Here is a 20,951-nt window from a genome sequence, read left to right on the forward strand (position 1 = left end):
GCAGCGGCCCGGTCGGCGACGGGCGATCGACGCCCTGCCGCACTCCGGTCCGATCCGGGCGGCCGATCCTGTTCTGCCGACGAGGAACACGCCACGGCCTCGACGTGGGGCGGCGGCAACGGCGGGAAGATCACCCGGTCAGCCTACGGGTGCCCGTCCCCTACGGCGCGAGGTCGTTACGGCTCGATCAGGCCGGCCCGGATGGCGTAGCGGGTCAACTCCAGCCGATCCCGCAGCCCGAGCTTGTGCAGCAGGTTGGCGCGGTGCCGTTCCACCGTCTTGACACTGATGAACAGCACGTCCGCGATCTGCTTGGACGAGTAGCCCTCCGCCACCAACTTCAGGACCTCTTCCTCCCGGTCGGTGATGGCCCGGCCGGGCGGGTCGTCGCCCTTGGCAACCCGTTCGAGGTAGTTGCGGATCAGCGCGTTGACCGCACCGGGATACAGGAACGGTTCACCGCGCACGGCGGCGCGGCACGCCTCCACCAGGTCACGATCCGCGACGGACTTCAGCACGTACCCGGAGGCCCCGGCCTTCAGCGCCTCGAAGAAGTACTGCTCGTTGTCGTACATGGTCAGGATCAGGATGCGCATCTCGGGCAGCAGCCGGGACAGCTCCCGGGCCGCCTGCAGGCCGGTGAGGCGCGGCATGGCGATGTCCAGGATCGCCAGGTCGGGCCGCTCGACACGGGCCCGGGCGATCGCCTCGGCGCCGTCGGCCGTCTCGGCGACCACGGACAGGTCCGGCTCGTTGTCGAGGATCAGTCGCACCCCGCGCCGGACCAGGGCGTGATCGTCGGCGAGCAGGATGCGCACGGGTCGGGTCTCACCCATCGGCAACCGGCTCCTGACTGCTGGGGACCTGTAACCGTACCTGGCTGCCGGCACCGCTCGCCGGCCCCACGGTCAGCTCCGCGCCGATGAGCAGCGCCCGCTCCCGCATCCCCCGGATGCCGGCACCCTCCGCCGTGTCGCCCAGCCCGCGGCCGTCGTCGCGGATGCACAACTCCACGCCGCCCGGTCGACGGCGCAGGGTGAGGAAGACGTGGCGGGCCTCGGCGTGGCGGGCGGTGTTGGTCAGTGCCTCCTGAGCGACCCGGTAGAGCACCAGTTCAGCCTCCTCGCCCAGTTCGGGGAGGTCGTTGTCGACGCTGGGTCGCACGGTCAGCCCCGCCGTGGCGAACTCGCCGGCCAGGGCCTTCAGCGCGCTGGCCAGGCCGAGTTCCTCCAGCACACCGGGGCGCAGCCGGCGAGCGATCCGGCGGATCTCGTCCAGGCTGTTACGGGTCGTCTCCTGCACCTGGTGCAACTGCTCCCGCACCGCGGGCGGCGCCTGGTCGGCCACGCGTTTGAGTTCGAGCAGGACGGCCGTGAGGGTCTGCCCGATCTCGTCGTGCAGTTCCTGAGCGATGCGGCGCCGCTCGGCCTCCTGGGCGGACAGGGCGCGGGCGGAGCTGGTGGCGCGCTCGGCCTCCAGCCGATCGAGCATGGTGTTGAAGGCACGGATCAGCGCGGCGATGCCGTCGTGGCCGGTGACCGCCAGGCGATGCCCCGGGCGCAGCAGGTCGATGGTGCCCATGGTGCGGCTGAGTCGTTCCAGCGGGGCCAGACCGATGCGCAGCAGCACCGCGTTGGCCACCAACATGGCGGAGAGCCCACCGAACAGGATGAACGCCTCGGTCAGCAGCACCGGGGTGGACACGGTGACCGGGCCGAGCATGAGCAGCGCCAGGGCCACCGCGAGCACCACCGCGTTGAGCAGGAAGATCCGCCAGAACAGCGACACTCGGGGTGGCCTCCTCGTGGGTGTGGTCCGGTTGGCCCGCCCGCCGGCCGGGCCACTTCCGACCGTAGCCGCACCAGCCTGACTCGCCCTCGGACGGCTGTCGATCGGGGCGGACACCCATTTGGCCATGGGGGCGCGGCCCCGAATGGGTGGGCCACCCTCGTGATTTGGGTGACGGCACGGATGGTGGCCGCCCGGTCGCCGGAGGAGGCTGGAACCCGGCACCGAGGGAGGGTGATGGAGATCATGAAAATCGAACGCACCGCGTTGCCCGGCGTCGGCATCAACCACACCACCACCACCGCCGACGGCCAGCGTCTCGGCGTCATCTGCCACCTCACCGGCCGCCGCGACCTCGTCTTCTACGACCCGGAGGATCCGCAGGCGGTCGCCGCCACGGTCGTCCTCCAGGCCGACGAGTCGCACCAGATCGCCGATCTACTCGACGCCACGATCACCATCGACCACGTCGCCCACCTCGAACAGCAGATCACCGGCATCACCGCGGCCCGCATCCGGATACCGGCGGGATCCGCCTACGCGGACCGCCCCATCCGCGACACCCGCGCCCACGCGGGCGCATTGATCGTGGCCGTCATCCACGACCAGGGGATCACCACCGCACCCGACTCCGACCTCGTGCTCCGCCACGGCGACACCGTCGTCGCCGTCGGCGACCAGGACGCCATCACCGCGCTGGCCGACCGCCTCACCGCGGAGCACCCACCCGTGAGGTGATCACGAAGTCGGCTGATCCACTCGGCAGCGGTGACCGCGGGAACCCGTTGACGCGACGTCACCCGGCGCACTGCGCGCAGGTGCCGAAGATCTCCAGGGTGTGGCCGACATCGGTGAACCCGTGCTGGCTCGCGACCTGATCGGCCCAGCGCTCCACCGCCGGGCCGGCCACCTCGACCGTGCGCCCACACTGCCGGCAGACCAGGTGGTGGTGGTGCCGGCTCTGGCTGCACCGGCGGAAGAGCTGCTCGCCGCCGGGCAGCCGGGTCGAGTCGATCTCACCGGTGTCGACCAGCAGTTGCAGGGTCCGGTAGACGGTGGTCAACCCCACCCGCGCCTTGCGGGCGACGAGCATCTGGTGCAGCTGCTGCGCGGTGTGGAAGCCCTCCACCTCGCGCAGCAGCGCCAGCACCTCAGCGCGCTGCCGAGTGTTCCGGGTCACCTTCGGGATCGCCTGGGTCACCGTACCGCCGTCTCCACTCGTCCCACGCGCCGCTCGCGGCGCCGCTCCTGGTTCCCGGCGCACCTGCCGGCCGCGCGGGTACCAGGCCCATTATGCGTTGCGGATACGTACCCGCCGGGGGCCGGCGAGCGGCACCCTGGGCCCGGTCCGCTGCTGACCGTACGTCACAACCTCCTCACTCCGGTGCCCCCTCCCTCCGGGCCGGGTGTGCCGGATGTCGACCGCGTGTCCGGCTTCGCGCCACCGCTGCCGCGCCGGGTACGCCGGTTGGCATGCTGCTCGCTCCGGCGGGGAACCAACCGATCGTGTCCGCCGTACCCAGGCCGCGCCCTCACCCGGCGCTGGCCGGCATCCCGGTGCCGGCCGGTTCGAGCACGGCCCCGTCCCTGCCGTCGGACCACGCCACGGCGGGATACCGGATCGTCCACCGGCCCATCGCCGCGGGCCGCGACCGGCCGGATCGCACCCGGCTGCGGACGCTGCCCCGGCGACCGGGGACAGCCGCCGATGGGGCAGCCGCGGCGGGCCGGTGACGGCTGGCGGCGTCCTCACCGACCTGGTGGCCCGATACGGCTACCCGGGCCTCGCCCTGCTCGTCGGGGTGGAGAGCTTCGGCATTCCGGCGCCGGGTCAGACCGCGATCATCCTCGGCGCCGGGTACGCGGCACACGGCGAACTGGCCCTCCTCGTGGTCGCGGTGACGGCGTTCCTGGCCGCGGTGGTCGGCGACAGCATCGGCTATCTGATCGGTCGCAACGGTGGGCGGCGGGTCATCCTCCGATACGGCCGCTACCTGCGTCTGACTCCCGAGCGGTTCGCGCGGCTGGAGGCGGTGATGCGCCGGCACGGACCGAAACTCGTGGTGGTCGCCCGGTTCGTGGAGGGCCTACGGCAGTTCAACGGGATCATCGCCGGCGCCACCGGCATGCCGTGGCGACGCTTCGTCCTCTACAACGCCCTCGGCGCCGCGCTCTGGGTGGCCGTGTGGGTGACCGCCGGCTACTTCGCCGGGGACCACATCCGCGCCATCGTGGCGGATCTGCACCGGGTCCAGTGGTACGTCGTCGCCGCCGCGCTCCTGCTCGCGCTCGCCTACATCGGGTGGCGGTTGGCCCGTCGGCTGGCCCGCCACGGTTGATCGCCACCGCCGGTCATCGGGGCGGCGACCCGACCCACGCCGGGTCCACTCTCGCCCGTGAGCGAATCGGCGTTCCGCCGCGATCAGCCGGCAGCACCGCAGACCGGAAGCGGTGATGCAACCGCGGGGCGACGATCGCGCGTGTAACCAACGATGGGAAACTCGACCTACCGTCCAGCCCACTGCCCTGGACGGGTGCGGCCGCTCGCCCGCACGGGCGGCGATGGTGCCGGCACGCGCTGCCCGCACCGCCGCGACGCCTCAGCCCGGCAGCCCACCGTCGCACGACCGGCGGACCTCGGGCCGGAGGAAACGCCCGAGCAAGGGGGAACGGTTCGCCCGTAGCGACCGTCTGACGAAATGATCTTCGCCGTGCGTGCGCACGGCAGTGACACCGACATCAGCTCGCCGGCGGGCGTGGGCAGGCCGGCGTGCGACCAGGGGAGATATCACGATGCTCGACTCCGCGACGACCCAGGTGATCGGGCCGATCCCGACACGATCACCGGGCCGGCGTCGCGCCCGCGGGTCCGGGGTGCTGATCAGTGGCCTGTTGGCGCTGATCCTGATCGGTACGGCGCTGTTCGCGGTCGCGCCGCTGCGCCGCCCGCTGCCCGCGCCGGCCGTCACGCGGGCCGTGCCGGCGTCGATGACCATCCCCGGTAAAGCCCCGGTGGTGCCGTGGCCGGAGACCGGGCAGGCCGCCCTCATGGTGGAGGGGGTCGGCTCGCTAGGCAGGTCGGGCGGAAGCAAGCCGGTGCCGATCGCGAGCGTGACCAAGGTGATGACAGCCTATGTGATCCTGACCGAGCATCCACTCAAGCGCGGCGAGCACGGACCGAAGCTCACCGTCAGCAAGGAGCGGGCCGCCGCGTACCCGGCGGAGCAGTCACGAAGCGAGTCCCTCGTGCCGGTGGTCGCGGGCGCGGTCTTCACCGAGCGCCAGGCGCTCCAGGCGGTGATGCTGCCGTCGGCGAACAACATGGCGCGGATCCTCGCCGAATGGGATGCCGGCAGCATCGAGGCCTTCGTCGAGAAGATGAACGACACCGCGGCCGCGCTCGGGATGACCAACACCCATTACACCGATCCGGCCGGATACGACCCGGGCACCGTGAGCACCGCCGACGACCAGGTACTCCTGGCCCGTAGAGCGATGAAACTGCCGGCTTTCGCGGAGATCGTGGCGCAGAAGCAGGCCACCCTGCCGATCGCCGGCGTCGTGCGGAACTACAACTCACTGGTCGGCCAGGACGGCGTCGTGGGAATCAAGACCGGGTCCACCGACGAGGCCGGCGGCTGCCTCGTCTTCGCCGCGGTCGTCAAGGTGGGCGGCCGGAAGGTCACCGTTGTCGGTGCCGTCCTGGGGCAGCCCGGCGCCAACACCCCCGTGCAACTGGCCCGGGTGTTCCGGGTGACCCGTCCGCTGGTCCGTACCGCCGCCGCCGCGGTCAGGGTGCACCCCGTCGTACGGGCGGGCGATCAGGTCGCCCTCGTCCAGGGGCCGCTCGGCGCGGTCACGACACTCAACGCCACCGAGGACCTGAACGTGGTGGGCTGGCCCGGCCTGCGGGTACGGCTGGACGTCGACGTCCCGGAGGTGCCGGCGCGGTTGCCGGCCGAGACCGAGCATGGCCGGATCAAGGCGGTCGCCGGCGGGGTCGTCTCGGCGGCCGTGCCGCTCCGCAGCGGCGTCGAGCTGGCGGCGCCCAGCACCTGGGAGCGCATTCGCCGGCACCGGTGAGCCGCGTCTGATCGTGCACCTGGCCGAGGTGGCGGTATCCCTCCTCCCGGGGCCGCCACCTCGATCAGGGCCCATCGACGACGGGCAACCGCCTGACGGGGGCTGATGCGCGTTTCGTCACCGCCGGGCGACAATGCGGCCTGGCGGGCGGCTGGCGCCATTCGGGTGCGCGGGCGGAGATGTTCCCCCGCCACCCGGACAGTCGCGTGGCCTACCGGCCCGGCTTGCGGGTACTCCTCGGGCGGCGATCACAGTGCGGGCCCGGGCCACACGGGTAGACTGCGGCGCACGAAGGCGTGCGGCGGAGGGAGGTGGTACGCGATGGGCAATGAGCCCCCCAGTACCACCAGCATCCCGAGCACCACCACCCCCGCGACCGCCGCGTAGCCAACAGGGCGCCGGCGGCGGAGTGCGGGGTGTGCCCCCCGCTCCATCCGCCCTGAGGGAGACCCTCATGCCCGCGAAGCGCCGCACGTTCCTGCTGCCCGCCGGCCTGACCCGCCGTCGGACGCACATCGCCGCGCCCGACACCGGCGAGCCGGCCACGGACCCGGCCACCGCGACCGCCGGCCCACCGGACAGTCGGCTCATCGACAGCGCCGTCTACACCCGCGGCCACCGGTACGCCTCCCCGAACAGCCTCGCCGAGACCTACCAGTGCCTGCACGAGCAGGACGAGGCGATGGCCTGGATCGGGCTCTACCGGCCCAACGCCGACCAGATCGCCTCCCTGGCCGAGGAGTTCAAGCTGCACCACCTGGCCGTCGAGGACGCCATCACCGCCCACCAACGGCCCAAACTCGAACGCTACGGCGACACCCTCTTCGTGGTGCTGCGCGCCGCCCGCTACGACGACGAACGCGAAGAGGTCGAGTTCAGCGAGCTGCACCTGTTCATCGGGCCCGGTTTCGTCATCACCGTCCGGCACGGCGAGGCGCCCGACCTCGCCACCGTCCGGCGGCGGATGGAGGCCGAGCCCGAGATGCTCGCCCGCGGCCCGGAGGCCGTGCTGTACGCGATCCTCGATCAGGTGGTCGACGGTTACGCGCCCGTCGTCTCCGGGCTGGAGAACGACATCGACGAGATCGAGACCGAGGTCTTCGGCGGTGACCCGAAGGTCAGCCGCCGCATCTACGAACTCAGCCGCGAGGTCATCGAGTTCCAGCGGGCCGCCCGCCCACTCCTCGGCGTGCTGAACGCCCTCAGCACCGGCTTCGCCAAGTACGGCACCGAGGAGGAGCTGCAACGGTACCTGCGCGATGTCGCCGACCACCTCACCCAGGTCGTCGAACGCGTCGACGGGTTCCGACACCTGTTGCAGAACATCCTCACCGTCAACGCCACCCTGGTGAACCAGCAGCAGAACGAGGAGATGCGCAGCCTCACCGCCGCCAGCTACGAGCAGAACGAGGAGATCAAGAAGATCTCCTCGTGGGCCGCGATCCTGTTCGCCCCCACCCTCATCGGGACCGTCTACGGGATGAACTTCGAACACATGCCCGAGCTGAAGTGGCACTTCGGGTATCTGTTCGCGATCGTCCTCATGGGCCTGGTCTGCACCGGCCTCTATCTCATCTTCAAACGCCGCAACTGGCTCTGAGATCCGCCACTGTGCGGCGCCGGTGCCGGCCCCGAACGTCCGGGCCGGCCCGTGGGTGGGCCGGCCCGGACGGCGGGATCACGCGAGGTCGAACCGGTCGAGGTTCATCACCTTGACCCACGCGTCGACGAAGTCCCGCACGAACTTCTCCCGCGCGTCGTCGCTCGCGTAGACCTCCGCGAGCGCGCGCAGTTCGGAGTTCGAACCGAAGACGAGGTCAACGCGGCTGCCGGTCCACTTGACCTCGCCGGTGGCGGAGTCACGCCCGTCGAAGGTGTTCGCGTCCTCGGCCGTCGCCGTCCACGTCGTGCCCAGGTCGAGCAGGTTGACGAAGAAGTCGTTGGTCAGCGTTTCGGGAGCCGCGGTGAAGACACCCAGCGACGACCGCTGGTGGTTCGCACCCAGGACGCGCAGACCGCCGACGAGGACCGTCATCTCCGGCGCGCTCAGGGTCAGCAGGTTCGCCCGGTCCACCAGGAGGAACTCGGCCGGCAGCCGGTGGCCCTTGCCGAGGTAGTTGCGGAAGCCGTCCGCGGTCGGCTCGAGCGCGGCGAAGGACTCCACGTCGGTCTGCTCCGGCGACGCGTCCACCCGTCCGGGGGTGAACGGGACCTCGACGGTGTGGCCGGCGTTCTTGGCGGCCTGCTCCACGGCCGCGGAGCCGCCGAGCACGATCAGGTCCGCGAGCGAGACCTGCTTGCCGCCGGTCTGCTCGGCGTTGAAGGCCTTCTGGATCTCCTCCAGGGTGTGCAGCACCCGGGCCAACTCGTCGGGCTGGTTGACCTCCCACCCGTTCTGCGGGGCGAGGCGGATGCGTGCCCCGTTGGCACCGCCGCGCTTGTCGCTGCCGCGGAACGTCGAGGCCGACGCCCACGCGGTGGAGACCAGGTCGGAAACGGTCAGGCCCGAGGCGAGGATCTGGCCCTTGAGGGTGGCCACGTCCTCGGCGTCGATGAGCCGGTGCGTCACCGGCGGCAGCGGGTCCTGCCAGAGCAGGGTCTCGGCCGGGACCTCCGGGCCGAGGTAGCGGGCGACCGGGCCCATGTCGCGGTGGGTCAGCTTGAACCACGCGCGGGCGAAGGCGTCGGCGAACTGGTCCGGGTTGTCCCGGAAGCGCCGCGAGATCTGCTCGTAGATTGGGTCGACCCGCAGTGCGATGTCACTCGTCAGCATCCGCGGTTCGCGGCGCTTCGACGGGTCGTGCGCCTCGGGCACCATGTCGGCGCCCGCGCCGTGCTTGGGCCGCCACTGGTGCGCGCCGGCCGGCGACTGCATCAACTCCCACTCGTACGCAAAGAGGATGTGGAAGAACTCGTTGTCCCAGCGGGTCGGGTGGTACGTCCAGGTGACCTCCAGGCCGCTGGTGATGGTGTCGGCACCCTTGCCGCTGCCGAAGGTGCTCTTCCAGCCCAGGCCCTGCTCCTCCAACGGGGCGCCCTCGGGCTCGGGGCCGACGTGGTCGGCCGGGCCGGCGCCGTGGGTCTTGCCGAAGGTGTGGCCGCCGGCGATGAGCGCCACGGTCTCCTCGTCGTTCATCGCCATCCGGCGGAACGTCTCGCGGATGTCCCGAGCGGAGGCCAGCGGGTCCGGGGTGCCGTTGGGGCCCTCCGGGTTCACATAGATGAGACCCATCTGCACCGCGGCGAGCGGGTTCTCCAGATCCCGGTCGCCGGTGTAGCGCTGGTCACCGAGCCAGGTGGTCTCCGGGCCCCAGTAGACGTCCTCGTCGGGCTCCCAGACGTCCTCGCGGCCACCGGCGAAGCCGAAGGTCTTGAAGCCCATCGACTCCAGGGCCACGTTGCCGGCGAGAATCATGAGGTCGGCCCAGGAGATCTTCTGGCCGTACTTCTTCTTCACCGGCCACAGCAGACGGCGCGCCTTGTCGAGGTTCCCGTTGTCCGGCCAGCTGTTGAGCGGCGCGAAGCGCTGCTGACCGGCCCCGGCGCCGCCGCGACCGTCGCTGATCCGGTAGGTGCCCGCGCTGTGCCAAGCCATCCGGATCATGAGCGGACCGTAGTTGCCGAAGTCGGCCGGCCACCAGTCCTGCGAGGTCGTCAGGACCTCCGCGATGTCCTGCTTCACCGCAGCCAGGTCGAGGCTCTTGAACGCCTCGGCGTAGTTGAACCGCTCACCGAGCGGGTTGGCCACGACGGGGTTCTTGGCGAGGATCTTCAGGTTGAGCTGGTTCGGCCACCAGCCGCGGTTGCCGCCGCCCTGGGTCGGGTGCGGGGCGCGCCCGTGCGCGACCGGGCAGCGGGACTCGCTACCGGCGGTCGCGTCGTGGACAACGGCGTCGTGGTTCTCGGACATCAGATTCCTTCCGTGACGTGAGGCACCGAATGGGTCAGGAATTGGCTGTGGCGCAACAAGCGGGGCACATGCCCCAGTAGACGACCTCGGCCTCGTCGATGGAGAAGCCGTGGTCGTCGGACGCGGTCAGGCAGGGCGCCTCACCGATGGCGCAGTTGACGTCGGCGATGAGGCCGCACGACCGGCACACGACGTGGTGGTGGTTGTCCCCGACCCGCGATTCGTAGCGCGCCACGAAACCAGGTGGCTCGATGCGCCGCAGCAGACCCGCGCCGGTCAGCACCCGCAGGACGTCGTACACCGCCTGGCGGGAGACCGCGGGAAGGTCTCTGCGCACGGCGCCGATGATCGAGTCGGTGTCGGCGTGCGGATGCGCGTGCACCGCGTTCAGCACCGCTACCCGGGGTCGGGTCACGCGCAACGCGGCCCCGCGCAGCATCCGCTGGGAGTCCAGGGGCGTGGCCACGTCCCAGAGTCTGGCCGCTTTTCTGGAATCAGTCAAGAAAATGCGCCCACCATCACCCTGGGCCAACACAGCGCCACGCACCGCCACAGAACTCGACCTCCGCTGCGCGGAACCGGGCGTATCCCGGCGGCCGCACCGGGTCGTCCTATGGGGACAGCGGATCCGGACGTGTTCCCCTATCGTGGCCGGCGGGACGGACGCAGCGATCCGTTGCGAGCTACCCGCTCGCCGACGCCCGATGACCTTTACCACGTTCCGGACGGGGGAGTTACGAAGTGGCGAGCAAGGTGAATCGTCGGACCGCACTGGGTCTCGGCACGGTGGCCACCGCCGGTGCCGTACTTGGGATGCCGGGTCCGGCCATGGGGGCACCGGGCAACGCGACCGGCGACGGTTCGCGCACCACGACAGGCGGCTCCCCGGCAAGCCGCGTCGCCGAGGCGTACCAGCGGGAGAAGACCCGGGCCGGCGGAAACTGGTACGCGTACCTGAGCGTCGCGGGCGCCGGCGGGACGCCACAGGTGGCCGCGCAGGAGCGGGCCGACACGGTGGTCGAGGCCTACAGCGTCAACAAGATCGCGGTGGCCGTCGCGGTGCTGGACAAGGTCGATCGGGGCCTGCTGACGCTCGACCAGCGGGTGGAGGTGACCGCGGCGATCGTGGTGCCCGGCGGTGACGGCATCTTCGGCCTCGACAACGCCTACCCGAGTTCGGTGACGCTGGGGCATGCGCTCGCCGCGTTGCTTACCGTCTCGGACGACACGGCCGTCCGGCTCTGTGGGCTGGTCTGCCCCGCCGCCGAGCTCAACGAGATCCTGGTTGCCAAGGGCTTCCCCAACACCCAGGTGGAACCGGTCGCCAACCCGAACCGGTTCTTCCTCGGCACCAGCACCGCCCGGGAGACCCACAACCTGTTGCAGGCGCTGGTCGTCGGCACCCTGCTCTCGCCCGCCTCGACGGCCTTCCTGATCAACCTGCTGCGTTCCCCGATCGCCTTCACCGACGGGATCCGCCGCACCATGTCGTCCGACGAGCGGGCCCGGGTCGCCACCAAGGCGGGCTGGTTCGCCGACGCCCGCCACGAGGCCGGGATCATCTTCGACCCGGCCGGCGCGCCGGTGCTGACGTACGTTCTGTTCGCCGACGGGCAGGCCGGGGCCGACAACTTCGGCGCCACGCACCCGGCGGTGCAGGCCCGGGCCGCGATGGGTCCGAAGTTCCTGACGGCGGTGAGCGGGCTGACCAATTCCGCCGCGCCGGCCCGCCGGCCGCGCACCTACCGGCCGACCAACGGCGGCTGAACCGGCCGCCCGGACCTGTTCGGCCCACGATCAGCCGCTGCCCGGGCCCACTGCCAGTCGGTGGGCCCGGGCACGCCCTGCTCTGGTCAGGCCCGGATGTCGGCAGCTTGAGGCACCAGGCCCGGCGAGTCGACAGGTTCGGCGGCCGCTAGCGTCTGGTCCGGCGGGACCTGGCCGTCCCGAACAGGCCCGCGCCGACCAGGCCCGCCCCCACCAGGGCCACCACTCCGAGTACGCCCGCAAGGTCCCGACGGCCGCGAGGGCCAGCGGCGGCCGGTGACCCCGGGGCGGCCGTGGCCGGGTGGGACGCCTTCGCCGGTTGCGACGCCGTGGCCGGTTGCGACGCCGTGGCCGCGACGCGGGGCGCCGGGTACCGCAGGATGGTGGGTCGGGTGCCCGCCGGCTGGTCCGCGGTTTCCGAGACGGTGAGCAGAAAACGACCGTCCGGGGTGTACGTGATGGACTCGCCCTGCGGCTCGTCGGGCAGGGGAATGATCCGTGGTGTCCCGGAGGTCAGTGCGCCGACGACGTCACCGTCGGGGACGTCGAACTCGAACGCGTCGGCGTACGTGCGCAGTACCACCCGCCGCCCGTCCGGCGCGGTGGCAGCCCCGGTGACGACCGCGCGACCGAGGAAGCCGAACGGGTTGCGCGTGTTCGTGCCGGGAAGCCGCACCTGTCCACGGCGCGCCATCGGCACCGTCCCGCCCGGCACCAGCTCACGGGTCGGGGCGTAGATGCCCGCCGCGCCGCCCTGTTTCGTGACGATCAGAGGCCGGCCGTCGCCGGTCAACAGGAGCGCCTCCGCGTCGTGCGGCCCGTCGGGGTAGGTCAGCCGATGCAGCAACGGCCGATCGCTGCCGGGTGCGAGCCGCCACACGGCGACGGTCTCGCGGGAACGGCTGTTGTCGCCGATGTCGGCGATCCAGATCGTGCCGTCCGGCCCCAGAGCCAGATCCTCCGTATCGCGCGGCCGCGACGGATACCGCAGCGTCCGCACCACTCGGCAGTCGGCGGCGAGAAAGAAGATTCGCCGCCGGGGCTCCTCGTCGGCGCTGTCGTTGACCACGACGAAGCCGTTCCGTGTGGCGGCCATGCCGGAGATCTCGGTGAGCCGACTGTCGCGCACCTGGCACAGCGGCACGCCGCCGCCCGGGGAGGGGCTGGGTGACGCTCCGGCCACCGCCGCGCTGGCCGGTCCCATGACGTACGCGGCAACGGCCGACCACGCCACCACCCGCCACCGCGCTGACCTCCGGCGCTCTCCCACAGCCCCTCGCTTCGCTCGCCCGGGCCGCGCCCGCCGGTCCTCGGCGATCCCCGCCTGCCTGTCGTGGATATCCGGGTCCGGGGGCTCATGCTGCCAGTCCCGCCGCGTTTCGGCCACCTCGGTGTGGTCGTGGGCAACGTGCTGTACGGCACGCGGCCCCGCCGCTGGGCGGGGCCGCGCGTGGTTCCGTCAGCCGTTGCAGGGGGACCCGTTGGTGAGCGTGAACGCGGTCGGGTCGGTGTTCGTGCCGGTGTAGCTGGCCTGGAAGCCGAAGTTCACCGTCGAGCCCGGCGAGATGGTCGCGGTGGAGGCGTCGTTGTTGACGGCCACGTGCTGTCCGGTCTGGGTCGTCACCCCGTTCCAGGTGTTGGTGATCGTCTGGTCGCCCGCGAAGTCCCAGTTGAGGGCCCACTTGTTGATGGGCGTCGTACCCGTGTTCTTGATCGTGACGTTCGCGGTGAAGCCGTTGGGCCAACTGCTGGCGGAGTAGGTGACCTGACAGGAGAGCGTCGGGTTGGTCACCGTGTACTGGTTGGCCGAGTCACGGACGGTGGTGAGCGGCGGGCACCCGTACTCGTCGATGGAGGCCGGGTCCATCGGGTTGGAGTTCGACGAGCCGAGGTTCACCCACGAGCCGTTGATCTGCACCTGGATCTCGCTCGTCCGCCAGACGTACCCGCGGGTCTTGGTGCAGTAGTCGCCGACCGTCGTGGTCGGGTTGTAGTTCGTGTACAGCTCGAAGATCGCCCAGCCGTCCTGATCGCCCTCGCGGAGGCCGTGGGTGGTGTAGACGGTGTCCCAGGCCGAGGTGCCGACGTTGTAGAGCGACGCCGCCCACTCGTTGGTCGCCGCGTTGGTCTTGACGAGCCGGAAGCGGTACTCCGAGTTGGTCATGTACTTCGACTGGAAGGTGCTGTCGATCGTGGCCAACTTGTGCAGGCCCGGGTTGACGTCACACGAATCCCAGACCCACAGTTCCAGCCCGTCGTGGTAGTTGTTGTACAACTCGATGCAGGAGTGGCTCCCCGGGTAGAGCGTCGGCGCGTAGACGAAGTCGGGTGTGACGATGCCGGGCGGGTTGACGTAGTACTTGCCCATCGCCCCGGTCACGCCCGGTTTGATGGAGAAGCCGAACGATGGGTGGCTCCAACCGTCCCAGCCCGGCATCGGCTGCGGAGTCTGGTCCGTGCCGCCGGATGTCCGGTGCGCCCGGTCCGGCGCCTGCGGATACGGCGCCGCCACGGCCGCCGGTCGCGGGTCGACACCGGCCCCCGGCGCGGCCTGGGCCGGGACGGTGAGAGCGGCGAGCGCGGTCACCGCGCCGCACAGGACGGCCAGACCCGCCGTCGCCCCAAAGTGGAACCTCAAGGTTGCCTCCGTCGCCTCTTCGTCAGGACGGGCGGACGTCCAGTGTGGACAGAGACGTCATTGTCGTTCGCCCTCCCCCGCCCTGGCGCGGCGGGTCAATCGTCGGCCACCTCGAAGGTCCGACACCAGGATGTCGAATGATCCCGAACAAGCTCGAACACCCCTGGATGGCCGGCCCACCGCTGTGGTGCCGGCCATCCGGCCGGTTCATTCCCGGCAGAGGGGCACGTCGGGCTCCACGACCGTCCGGCTGACGATGTCCTTCTTGATGAAGTCGGCCTCCTTGGGAATGCTGACCTTCAGCGCGTACTCGATCGCCTTGGTCAGTGGCTCCGACAGGCTGATGCCCTCGCCGGCCCGCACGGTGAGGACGAGCGTGGATCCCCGGCATTTCACCCCCGGACCCACGGGCAGTGGCATGCCGATCCGGCCGGCCGCCGATCCGTTGGTCACCCCGACCGACGCCACGATGCCGACGAACGGCCCCGCGCCGGCGACCGGCAGGCCGAGCATGAGCCCGAAGCGGAACTCCGCCGCCACGACGATACCCTCGACGCCGATCGACACGCCACGGATCGACTTCACGATGCTGTCCCGCACGGAGAAGGTGGGCGTGAGGACGGTGGACTGGACGTACCCGATCGGCCCGTCGAGCCCCCACCTGCCGGTGGCCTTGATGTTGCCGTTTTTCGCCGAGAAGCCCGTGGTGACGAGGAACTTGAACGTCTCCTTGAGGGTCGCCGGGAATCCCCCGATGATGATCGGCTGCTTCACCTCGATGGGAAGCTCGATCTTTGCCTTCTTGTTGTCCGCCAACCCGCCCTCCACGCCGGCGGCGATGGTGATGGCGAGACCCTCGACCCCGTCGATGCGGAACTGCGGGTTGGGGATCACGCCGTTGGTCACCCGGATGTCCCCCCACGCCCGGAGGTTCCGCAGCAGCAGTTGGATGTCGAAGTCGACCTTGAGACGCTGCGCGGCCGTCGAGTGCGAGGCGGTCAGCCCCAGCTTCGACCGGTCCTTGTACGCCTCCACGTCCCACTCGCCGACCTGCTGCTTGATGCTCTTCGCGCCCCGCGCTCCCGGCTCGCGCGCCGGGGCGAGAACGATCGGCGGCACGGCGAGCCGGACGTCGCCCGCGCCGATGGCGTTCACCCCGAGTCCGGTCGCCTGAACGGCGTCCGGCACGACCGGTGCCGCACCGGAGGAAGCCCCGTCGACGACCTCCCCGAGCAGATCGGGAAACGGGCTGAAGGTCTGCGCCTCAAGGTCGAGCGGTTGGTCGATCTTGAAGTGACCGTCCCGCACCACATCGGTCAGCCGCACCGGGGCCAGGGTGACCGCCTTGTCACCGCCCGACCGCTCGACCTTCACCACCCGGCCGACCGCCTCGCTCGTGGCAAACATGATCTTGCCGGGCGCGACGTCCTTGAGCCCTCGGGCGTTGCCGTCGATCACGTAGGTGAAGCCGTCCCTGCTCACCGACCGGATGGCCCGGCTGCCGCCCGCCACGAGCACGACATCCGGCTGGTAGACCACGGACCGGTCCGGCTTCGGGGCGTATCCGTACCGGTCGTCGGTCGCGGAACCGTCGCCGGCACCGATCCTTCCGCACCCGGCGAGCAGCAGGAGCGCGACCAGCCCGGCCGCCGTCCACCTGCGACTACGCATGTTCGCCGCCACCCCGTTCACAGCCGGCCAGCCACCACCCGGATCAGGTCCTTCAGGGGCTTGTGGTTCTCCTTCGGGTCGTTGAGCAGCACCAGGCGGATCGCCACCCACGTGCCCGTCTTCTGGACGAAGATCTCATTTGCCTGCGTGTCCAGGTACGCCTCGTCGCCGACTCCGGACACCGTCTCCAGTTCGTGTCCCAACTGGCGCTCGATGTCGAGCATCTTCTTCGCCCCGTCACCGACGTAGACCTCCACCTGGCCGGTCGGGCCGGTGACCGGCGCCGTCCACGTGCAGCTCTGTTCGCCGGCCCGCTTGGGATCGAGCTTGAGCCTGGCCAGCGCCGCCGCCTCCTGGTCGGTCACCAGGTCACACGCATTCGGTTCCGACCTTTCCGGTGCGGCCGACGAGGGGGATTCCCCCGTGGGCTGCGCGGAAGCGGTCACCGACGAGCCAGGCTCGGCGTTCGCCGCCGGGGACGGCTTCGCCGAGCCTCCGCACGCAGATGCCGCGAGCAGCAGCACCGTGGCCGGTGGTACGAGCAGCCGTCGACCGACACCCCGCCGCCCGGTCACTGGTTCCCCACCGGGAGCTGCTTGTCGAGCCCGGGGCAGTGCTTCACGGTGTAGTCCGACACCGGTGGGATCACCGTTTCGAGCTTCTTGGCGGTCGACCCGACGCGTGCGTAGGCCGCAGGATCCTCGACCATGCTCTTGCCCGTGGTGTCGATGACCGCGGCGTAGAACTCGCTGAGCGTCATCACCTGGGCTTTGATCTCGGCCGGCGCCGCCGCCTTCAGCTCATTCAGCCGGGCACGCGCCTGCTTCACATCGGCCTTGTGGTCGGCCGGGTCCGTCGCGAACAACGGGTCCACCGCGTCGGCGAACGCCTTCACCGCGTCGCACCAGCGATCGCCGCCGCCCGGCTTGTCCTGGCTCTTCGCGCCCCCGTCATCGGCCTGGCTGGTCGCGCCCCCGCCATCGGCCTGGGCAGACGTGGCCGCGGCGCCGGCCTTGCTCGCACCGCCCGCCGCCGGCGTCGAGCTGTCGGGCCCGCAGCCCGCCAACAGCAGCCCGACCGCCAGTACGGCGGCACTTCCCCGAATCCGCGTCATCGATCCCCCTTCGACGAGCGCGAGGCTGACCACCTCGCATACGTCCGACCTCGCTGACGGCCCGCGGCAGGCGCCAGCGATCCACTGCCGACAGCGACGCCCCGACCGTTCATCAGAGAAGTCTGCTCGGCGGCCTTCGGGGGCCGTTCAGGAATTGTTCAGGCGAACCGCGCGGGCCGGGGGAAGGGGGCGGGCTCGACGTCTATCTCCCGCATCCGCGCGACGTACTCCTGGTAGCGGCGGTTGGCCTCGCCGTGCCGCCCGGCGGCTGACAACGCGCTGATCAGCCCCAGGTGGGCCGGCTCGTCGTAGCCGTCCTCGCCGGTCAACCGCAGGTACCAGCCGATCGCCGCCTCGGTGCGAGCCGACCCCAGACACCGCCGAGCGAGCCGGTGGATCACCTCGCGGTGCAGGTCGGCCAGGACGGCCCGGGGTTGGCACACCCATTCCCCGGCGGTCTCCCCGTCGTCGCAGAGATCGCCGGTGTACATCGCCACCACCGCCTCCAGGCGCCGCAGGAGCCGTACCTCGTCGTCGGCCGGGGTGCCGCCGCCGGTCGCGGCGTCTGGCGGGCCCGGGTCGTCGCCGCGCCGGGCCGTCGCCAGGTGCGCGCCGTCCGCCGCGATGGCCGCGCGGGCCGCGTCGTGGAAGCGCAGCGCGTCCACCGCGACGTGCGCCGAGTTGACCCGCACGGTCGCCGGATCGGTGGCGAGGTAACGGTCCGCCGGATGCCGCCGATCGGGATCGAGTACGCCGCGGACAGTCGAGATCAGCACCGACAGGCGGCGCAGCGCCACCTCGACACGGGCCTGCGGCCACAGCGCGGTGGCCAGGGCCTCGCGGGGAACCGGCTTGCCGAGCCTTCCGGCCACCATCTTGAGCAGGTCCCGCGCCTTGCGGGACTGCCAACTGCCGGCCGGTACGGGCACCCCGGCCAACCGTACGGTGAAGCCGCCCAGGGTCTGCACCTCGACCTCGGGGATCGGCGCCGCGCCGATCGCCGCCAACGGGCCGGCGACCTGCCAGGCGCCTTCCTGCACGCCGATCTGGCTCAGCCGTTCGTGCGCGATCTCCTCCGCCATCCGGTCGCCGGAGAGCCGCGCCTGCAGCAGGGCGTTGGTGGCGAGCGCGAACTCGTTGCCGAGTTCGGCCCAGATCGCCGCAGCTTCGACCAGACCGGCGAGGAGGCGGCGCGTCGCCCGGGTGGAGGTCGCCTCCGGGCTGGCCCGGTGGGCGGCGAGCGCGGCGAGCTCCATGGCCTCGGCCAGGCCGGCCGCGTCCCGGCGACGGCCGGCCTCGGCGCGGACCTGTTCGCCGTACCGGAGCGCCGTCTGCGGATCATCGGAGCAGAGCGCGACCCAGCCCGCGGCGAGTTCGGCGACGGTGGGCCCGGCGGCGCTGGGCATGGACAGGGCGCGCTCGGCGTACTGCGCGGCCGCCACCCGGTTGTCGGCGTAGCTGATCCGCGCGAGCCCCGCGCAGGCCTCGACCAGCACCTGTGCGTTGCCGTCCGGCTCGCCCATCGCCAGCGCCGCCTGGTAGGCGGCCACCGCCTGCCGGACCGCGCCGCGAACGCGATGCACCCGGGCGGTCAGCGTCAGCCCGAAGGCCGCCAGCGGCGAACCGGCCCGCTGCCACAGGGCCAGGGCCTCGTCCGCGTCGCTGCGCGCGCGGCGCAGCTCGCCCAGCCCCAGCCATGCCTCCGCCCGGTTGTGCAACGCCAACGCGAGCAGCGTGTGGTGCCCGAGCAGCTCGCCGAGCCGGACCGCCTCGCGGAGTTCGTCGACGGCCGGCCGGTAGCGGCCCTCCTCCACCAGCCGTGAGCCGATGTTGCACCGGATCCGGAGTTGCTGGCCGAAGTCACCGGCTCGTTCGGCCGCCGCGAGCGCCCGGGCGTACGCGTGCTCGTTGTCGGCCCGGTCGCCGTCGCCGAACGCGGCCAGCGCCTGCGCCACGTACGCCGCCGCCACCGCGGAGTCGTCGCCGCTCCGCTCCGCGACGCGGACGGCCTCCTCGGCGAGTTGCCGGGTCCGCGCCTGGTCGCCCTTCGCCCAGCGGGTCGCCGCCCAGCCGGCGAGCACCTGGGCCTGGTCCGCCAGCGCCGATGGCTGATGCTGCTCCGTGGCGTCGACGGCCGCGCGCCGGTAACAGGCGTCGGCCGCGTCGAACCGCCCCCGTTGGTGCAGCAGTACGCCGAGACGCCAGGCCAGCGCCGCCGGCAACGGCACGTCCGCCGGCACGTCGGCGAGCTGGCGCAGGGCCTCGTCGTACCGCCCGTCGTGTACGGCCGCCTCGATCGGGACGAGCACTCCGAGCATGTCAGGACCACCCGCACTGGCGGCCACGGCGGACGGTTGTCGCCCGGGCGCGACAACCTGCGATCGCCAGTCCCACTACCGCTGGCCGGGTCGTTGCTGGTGGTTCTTCATGACGACCACGCGGTTGCGGCAGCGGCCGAGCAGCCCGACCACTGTCAGCCCGACGACGGGAACCCGAGAGCGCATCGCTTCTCCTTGAACCCGGGAAAATATCACCGATTTCCGCAGCATAGGCGGACCACGCCAATGGTGGATCAGTGCTACCTCGAATTTGGGATGTCGTCCCGCCGTCCCTCATGGTGCCGCTGCGCGGGCCGCCCTCGGAACAATCGACGCGCAGCGGCTGCGGGACGCGGAGGTCGGAAATGGTCCAGGAGGGCCTACGGCTTGCCGACGATGTTCCAGCGGACCAGGCTGCCGCCCTCCGGCGGGTCGTTGGGGGTGACGATGCCTCGCACGTCGCCGAGCAGCTGCCAGGAGGGCATGTCGTAACCGCAGCTGAGCCCGTCCCGGCCGTGGATCAACGGGTTCGGTGCGACCGACCAGGTGACGGCGTCGGTGCTCCGCGCGATGCCGACCACCGTCCTGGTGTCCGTGCGACCGCACTCCCCGCTGGCTCCCGAGAACGCCTCGAAGATGATGTACCAGTAGCCGTCCGGCCCCCGGGTCATGTCCGCCTTGCCGACACCGTAGTTGGCCCAGTCCGGGGTCGGCGACAGGTTGATCTTCTGGCGGGCGCCGGTGTATTCACGGTCCAGTGTGTCGAGGCGGACCACCCCGCGCATCTGGTTCATCCGCCCGGTGGCGTCGTGCCCGTGGAACGTCAGAAGGTAGCCGGTCCCGTCCTTCTCGATATCGGGTGTCCCGATCTCGTCGTCCCACGCACCGACCGCGCCGGGGCTGAGCAGGAGCGCGCTGTCGGACCAGTTACGCCCGTCGGTGCTGGTGACGTATCGGATGGAGTGCAGGCTCCGCCCCTGCCCCGGGCCGCCGTAGTTCGGGTCGTGGTCCCGCTGCTCGAACACCATGACGAGGCGGTCTCCGTCGGCGATGACGTCCGGCGCGTACACCCAGGTGCTGTCGACGCTGTCGTCAAAGCGGCAACTCTGCCCCTGCTGGACGGTCTGTAGGGCGGGCAGCGGGCGTCCCCCGTCCACCGGCGTCCAGGTGGCTCCGCCGTCGTTCGACGTCGCCATCGCCACGCCCTGCGGGATGGCGCAGGACTCCCCCGCCGGGCTGACGAAGGTCCGGTAGTACATCAGATACTGCCCGTTCCAGATGACCGAGGTGGTCTCGGCGTGACCGCCGATGGCGTCGGGAAACGGGGATTCGCTCGGCCGGGACAGCGTCGCCGTCCCGTTGAACAGCTCGGCCGCCGGCCCGCTGCCGGCCAGATCCGGGTCAGACACAGGTCCGAGTCTGGACCACGCCGCCGCCGGGTTGAGTGCGAACGGCCACACACCGGTAATTCGACCGGTGATCGCCGCGATCGAAAGGACGACGAGCAGGCCGGCGGCCAAACCTCGCATCTTCTTCGTCATGTCTCTCCACGCCGCTTCGGCGGCATCGGGGGCAATGTCGGGAAAGCTGCCGGGGCCAACAGGGCAGGCCGGCGTCTCGTGCCGGCGACCGGCCTTCCGGAGTACGGCGTGAAGAGTAGTG

17 protein-coding genes are annotated in these 20,951 nt (G+C 71.2%); 5 read left to right on the top strand and 12 right to left on the bottom strand.

Annotated features, from left to right (window positions below; translation table 11 throughout):
- Window positions 1–176: 176 nt before the first annotated feature.
- Both GA0070604_RS17550 and GA0070604_RS17555 read right to left on the bottom strand, forming a co-directional pair.
- Window positions 177–836, bottom strand: coding sequence for a response regulator (locus GA0070604_RS17550; RefSeq protein WP_091119116.1), 660 nt, complete (start codon window positions 834–836; stop codon window positions 177–179).
- Complete coding sequence (locus tag GA0070604_RS17555; RefSeq protein ID WP_091119120.1) at window positions 829–1,788, bottom strand: sensor histidine kinase; 960 nt, start codon at window positions 1,786–1,788, stop codon at window positions 829–831. The genes GA0070604_RS17550 and GA0070604_RS17555 overlap by 8 nt, the downstream gene beginning before the upstream one ends.
- Window positions 1,789–2,025: 237 nt before the next feature.
- Here GA0070604_RS17555 and GA0070604_RS17560 point away from each other — a divergent pair, with 237 nt between their 5' ends.
- Window positions 2,026–2,526, top strand: a complete 501-nt coding sequence (locus tag GA0070604_RS17560; protein ID WP_167363504.1) for a cation:proton antiporter regulatory subunit — start codon at window positions 2,026–2,028, stop codon at window positions 2,524–2,526.
- 58 nt (window positions 2,527–2,584) lie between these two features.
- Here the strand turns inward: GA0070604_RS17560 and GA0070604_RS17565 are convergent, their stop codons facing one another.
- Window positions 2,585–2,989, bottom strand: coding sequence for a Fur family transcriptional regulator (locus GA0070604_RS17565; protein ID WP_208602097.1), 405 nt, complete (start codon window positions 2,987–2,989; stop codon window positions 2,585–2,587).
- 529 nt (window positions 2,990–3,518) lie between these two features.
- Here GA0070604_RS17565 and GA0070604_RS17570 point away from each other — a divergent pair.
- The 3 genes from GA0070604_RS17570 to corA all read left to right on the top strand — a co-directional run bounded on the left by GA0070604_RS17570 (window position 3,519) and on the right by corA (window position 7,471).
- Complete coding sequence (locus GA0070604_RS17570; protein WP_244161964.1) at window positions 3,519–4,127, top strand: DedA family protein; 609 nt, start codon at window positions 3,519–3,521, stop codon at window positions 4,125–4,127.
- A 454-nt stretch (window positions 4,128–4,581) separates the two neighbouring features.
- A complete protein-coding gene (locus GA0070604_RS17575; RefSeq protein WP_091119135.1) occupies window positions 4,582–5,871 on the top strand; it encodes a D-alanyl-D-alanine carboxypeptidase family protein in 1,290 nt (429 codons plus the stop codon).
- A 454-nt stretch (window positions 5,872–6,325) separates the two neighbouring features.
- The gene (gene corA, locus GA0070604_RS17580; protein WP_091119138.1) at window positions 6,326–7,471 is read left to right on the top strand and encodes a magnesium/cobalt transporter CorA; all 1,146 of its coding nucleotides are present in this window, start codon (window positions 6,326–6,328) and stop codon (window positions 7,469–7,471) included.
- A 78-nt stretch (window positions 7,472–7,549) separates the two neighbouring features.
- On the opposite strand, the gene katG is transcribed toward corA, so the two are convergent.
- Window positions 7,550–9,781: a catalase/peroxidase HPI gene (katG, locus tag GA0070604_RS17585; RefSeq protein WP_091119142.1), complete on the bottom strand. Its 2,232-nt coding sequence runs from the start codon at window positions 9,779–9,781 to the stop codon at window positions 7,550–7,552.
- Window positions 9,782–9,815: 34 nt separating this feature from the next.
- Complete coding sequence (locus GA0070604_RS17590; protein ID WP_208602303.1) at window positions 9,816–10,220, bottom strand: Fur family transcriptional regulator; 405 nt, start codon at window positions 10,218–10,220, stop codon at window positions 9,816–9,818.
- A gap of 302 nt (window positions 10,221–10,522) precedes the next feature.
- On the opposite strand from GA0070604_RS17590, the gene GA0070604_RS17595 reads away from it, so the two are divergent.
- Window positions 10,523–11,548 (top strand): serine hydrolase, encoded by a 1,026-nt coding sequence (locus GA0070604_RS17595; RefSeq protein ID WP_244161965.1) that lies wholly within the window; start codon window positions 10,523–10,525, stop codon window positions 11,546–11,548.
- Window positions 11,549–11,696: 148 nt separating this feature from the next.
- Here the strand turns inward: GA0070604_RS17595 and GA0070604_RS17600 are convergent, their stop codons facing one another.
- The 7 genes from GA0070604_RS17600 to GA0070604_RS17630 form a co-directional block, all read right to left on the bottom strand.
- A complete protein-coding gene (locus GA0070604_RS17600; protein ID WP_208602098.1) occupies window positions 11,697–12,782 on the bottom strand; it encodes an SdiA-regulated/phytase-like domain-containing protein in 1,086 nt (361 codons plus the stop codon).
- Between the two features lie 225 nt (window positions 12,783–13,007).
- Window positions 13,008–14,186, bottom strand: a complete 1,179-nt coding sequence (locus GA0070604_RS17605) for a cellulose binding domain-containing protein (RefSeq protein ID WP_141721319.1) — start codon at window positions 14,184–14,186, stop codon at window positions 13,008–13,010.
- A gap of 207 nt (window positions 14,187–14,393) precedes the next feature.
- On the bottom strand, window positions 14,394–15,857 hold the full coding sequence (locus GA0070604_RS17610; protein ID WP_091127216.1) for a hypothetical protein: 1,464 nt from the start codon (window positions 15,855–15,857) through the stop codon (window positions 14,394–14,396).
- Between the two features lie 17 nt (window positions 15,858–15,874).
- Window positions 15,875–16,222: a hypothetical protein gene (locus tag GA0070604_RS17615; protein WP_244161966.1), complete on the bottom strand. Its 348-nt coding sequence runs from the start codon at window positions 16,220–16,222 to the stop codon at window positions 15,875–15,877.
- A gap of 206 nt (window positions 16,223–16,428) precedes the next feature.
- A complete protein-coding gene (locus GA0070604_RS17620) occupies window positions 16,429–17,004 on the bottom strand; it encodes a hypothetical protein (RefSeq protein ID WP_141721320.1) in 576 nt (191 codons plus the stop codon).
- A 125-nt stretch (window positions 17,005–17,129) separates the two neighbouring features.
- Window positions 17,130–19,289: an ATP-binding protein gene (locus tag GA0070604_RS17625; RefSeq protein WP_091119158.1), complete on the bottom strand. Its 2,160-nt coding sequence runs from the start codon at window positions 19,287–19,289 to the stop codon at window positions 17,130–17,132.
- 380 nt (window positions 19,290–19,669) lie between these two features.
- On the bottom strand, window positions 19,670–20,698 hold the full coding sequence (locus GA0070604_RS17630; RefSeq protein WP_141721321.1) for a glycoside hydrolase family protein: 1,029 nt from the start codon (window positions 20,696–20,698) through the stop codon (window positions 19,670–19,672).
- Window positions 20,699–20,951: the final 253 nt, after the last annotated feature.

This window comes from Micromonospora eburnea, assembly GCF_900090225.1.
Lineage (GTDB): Bacteria > Actinomycetota > Actinomycetes > Mycobacteriales > Micromonosporaceae > Micromonospora > Micromonospora eburnea.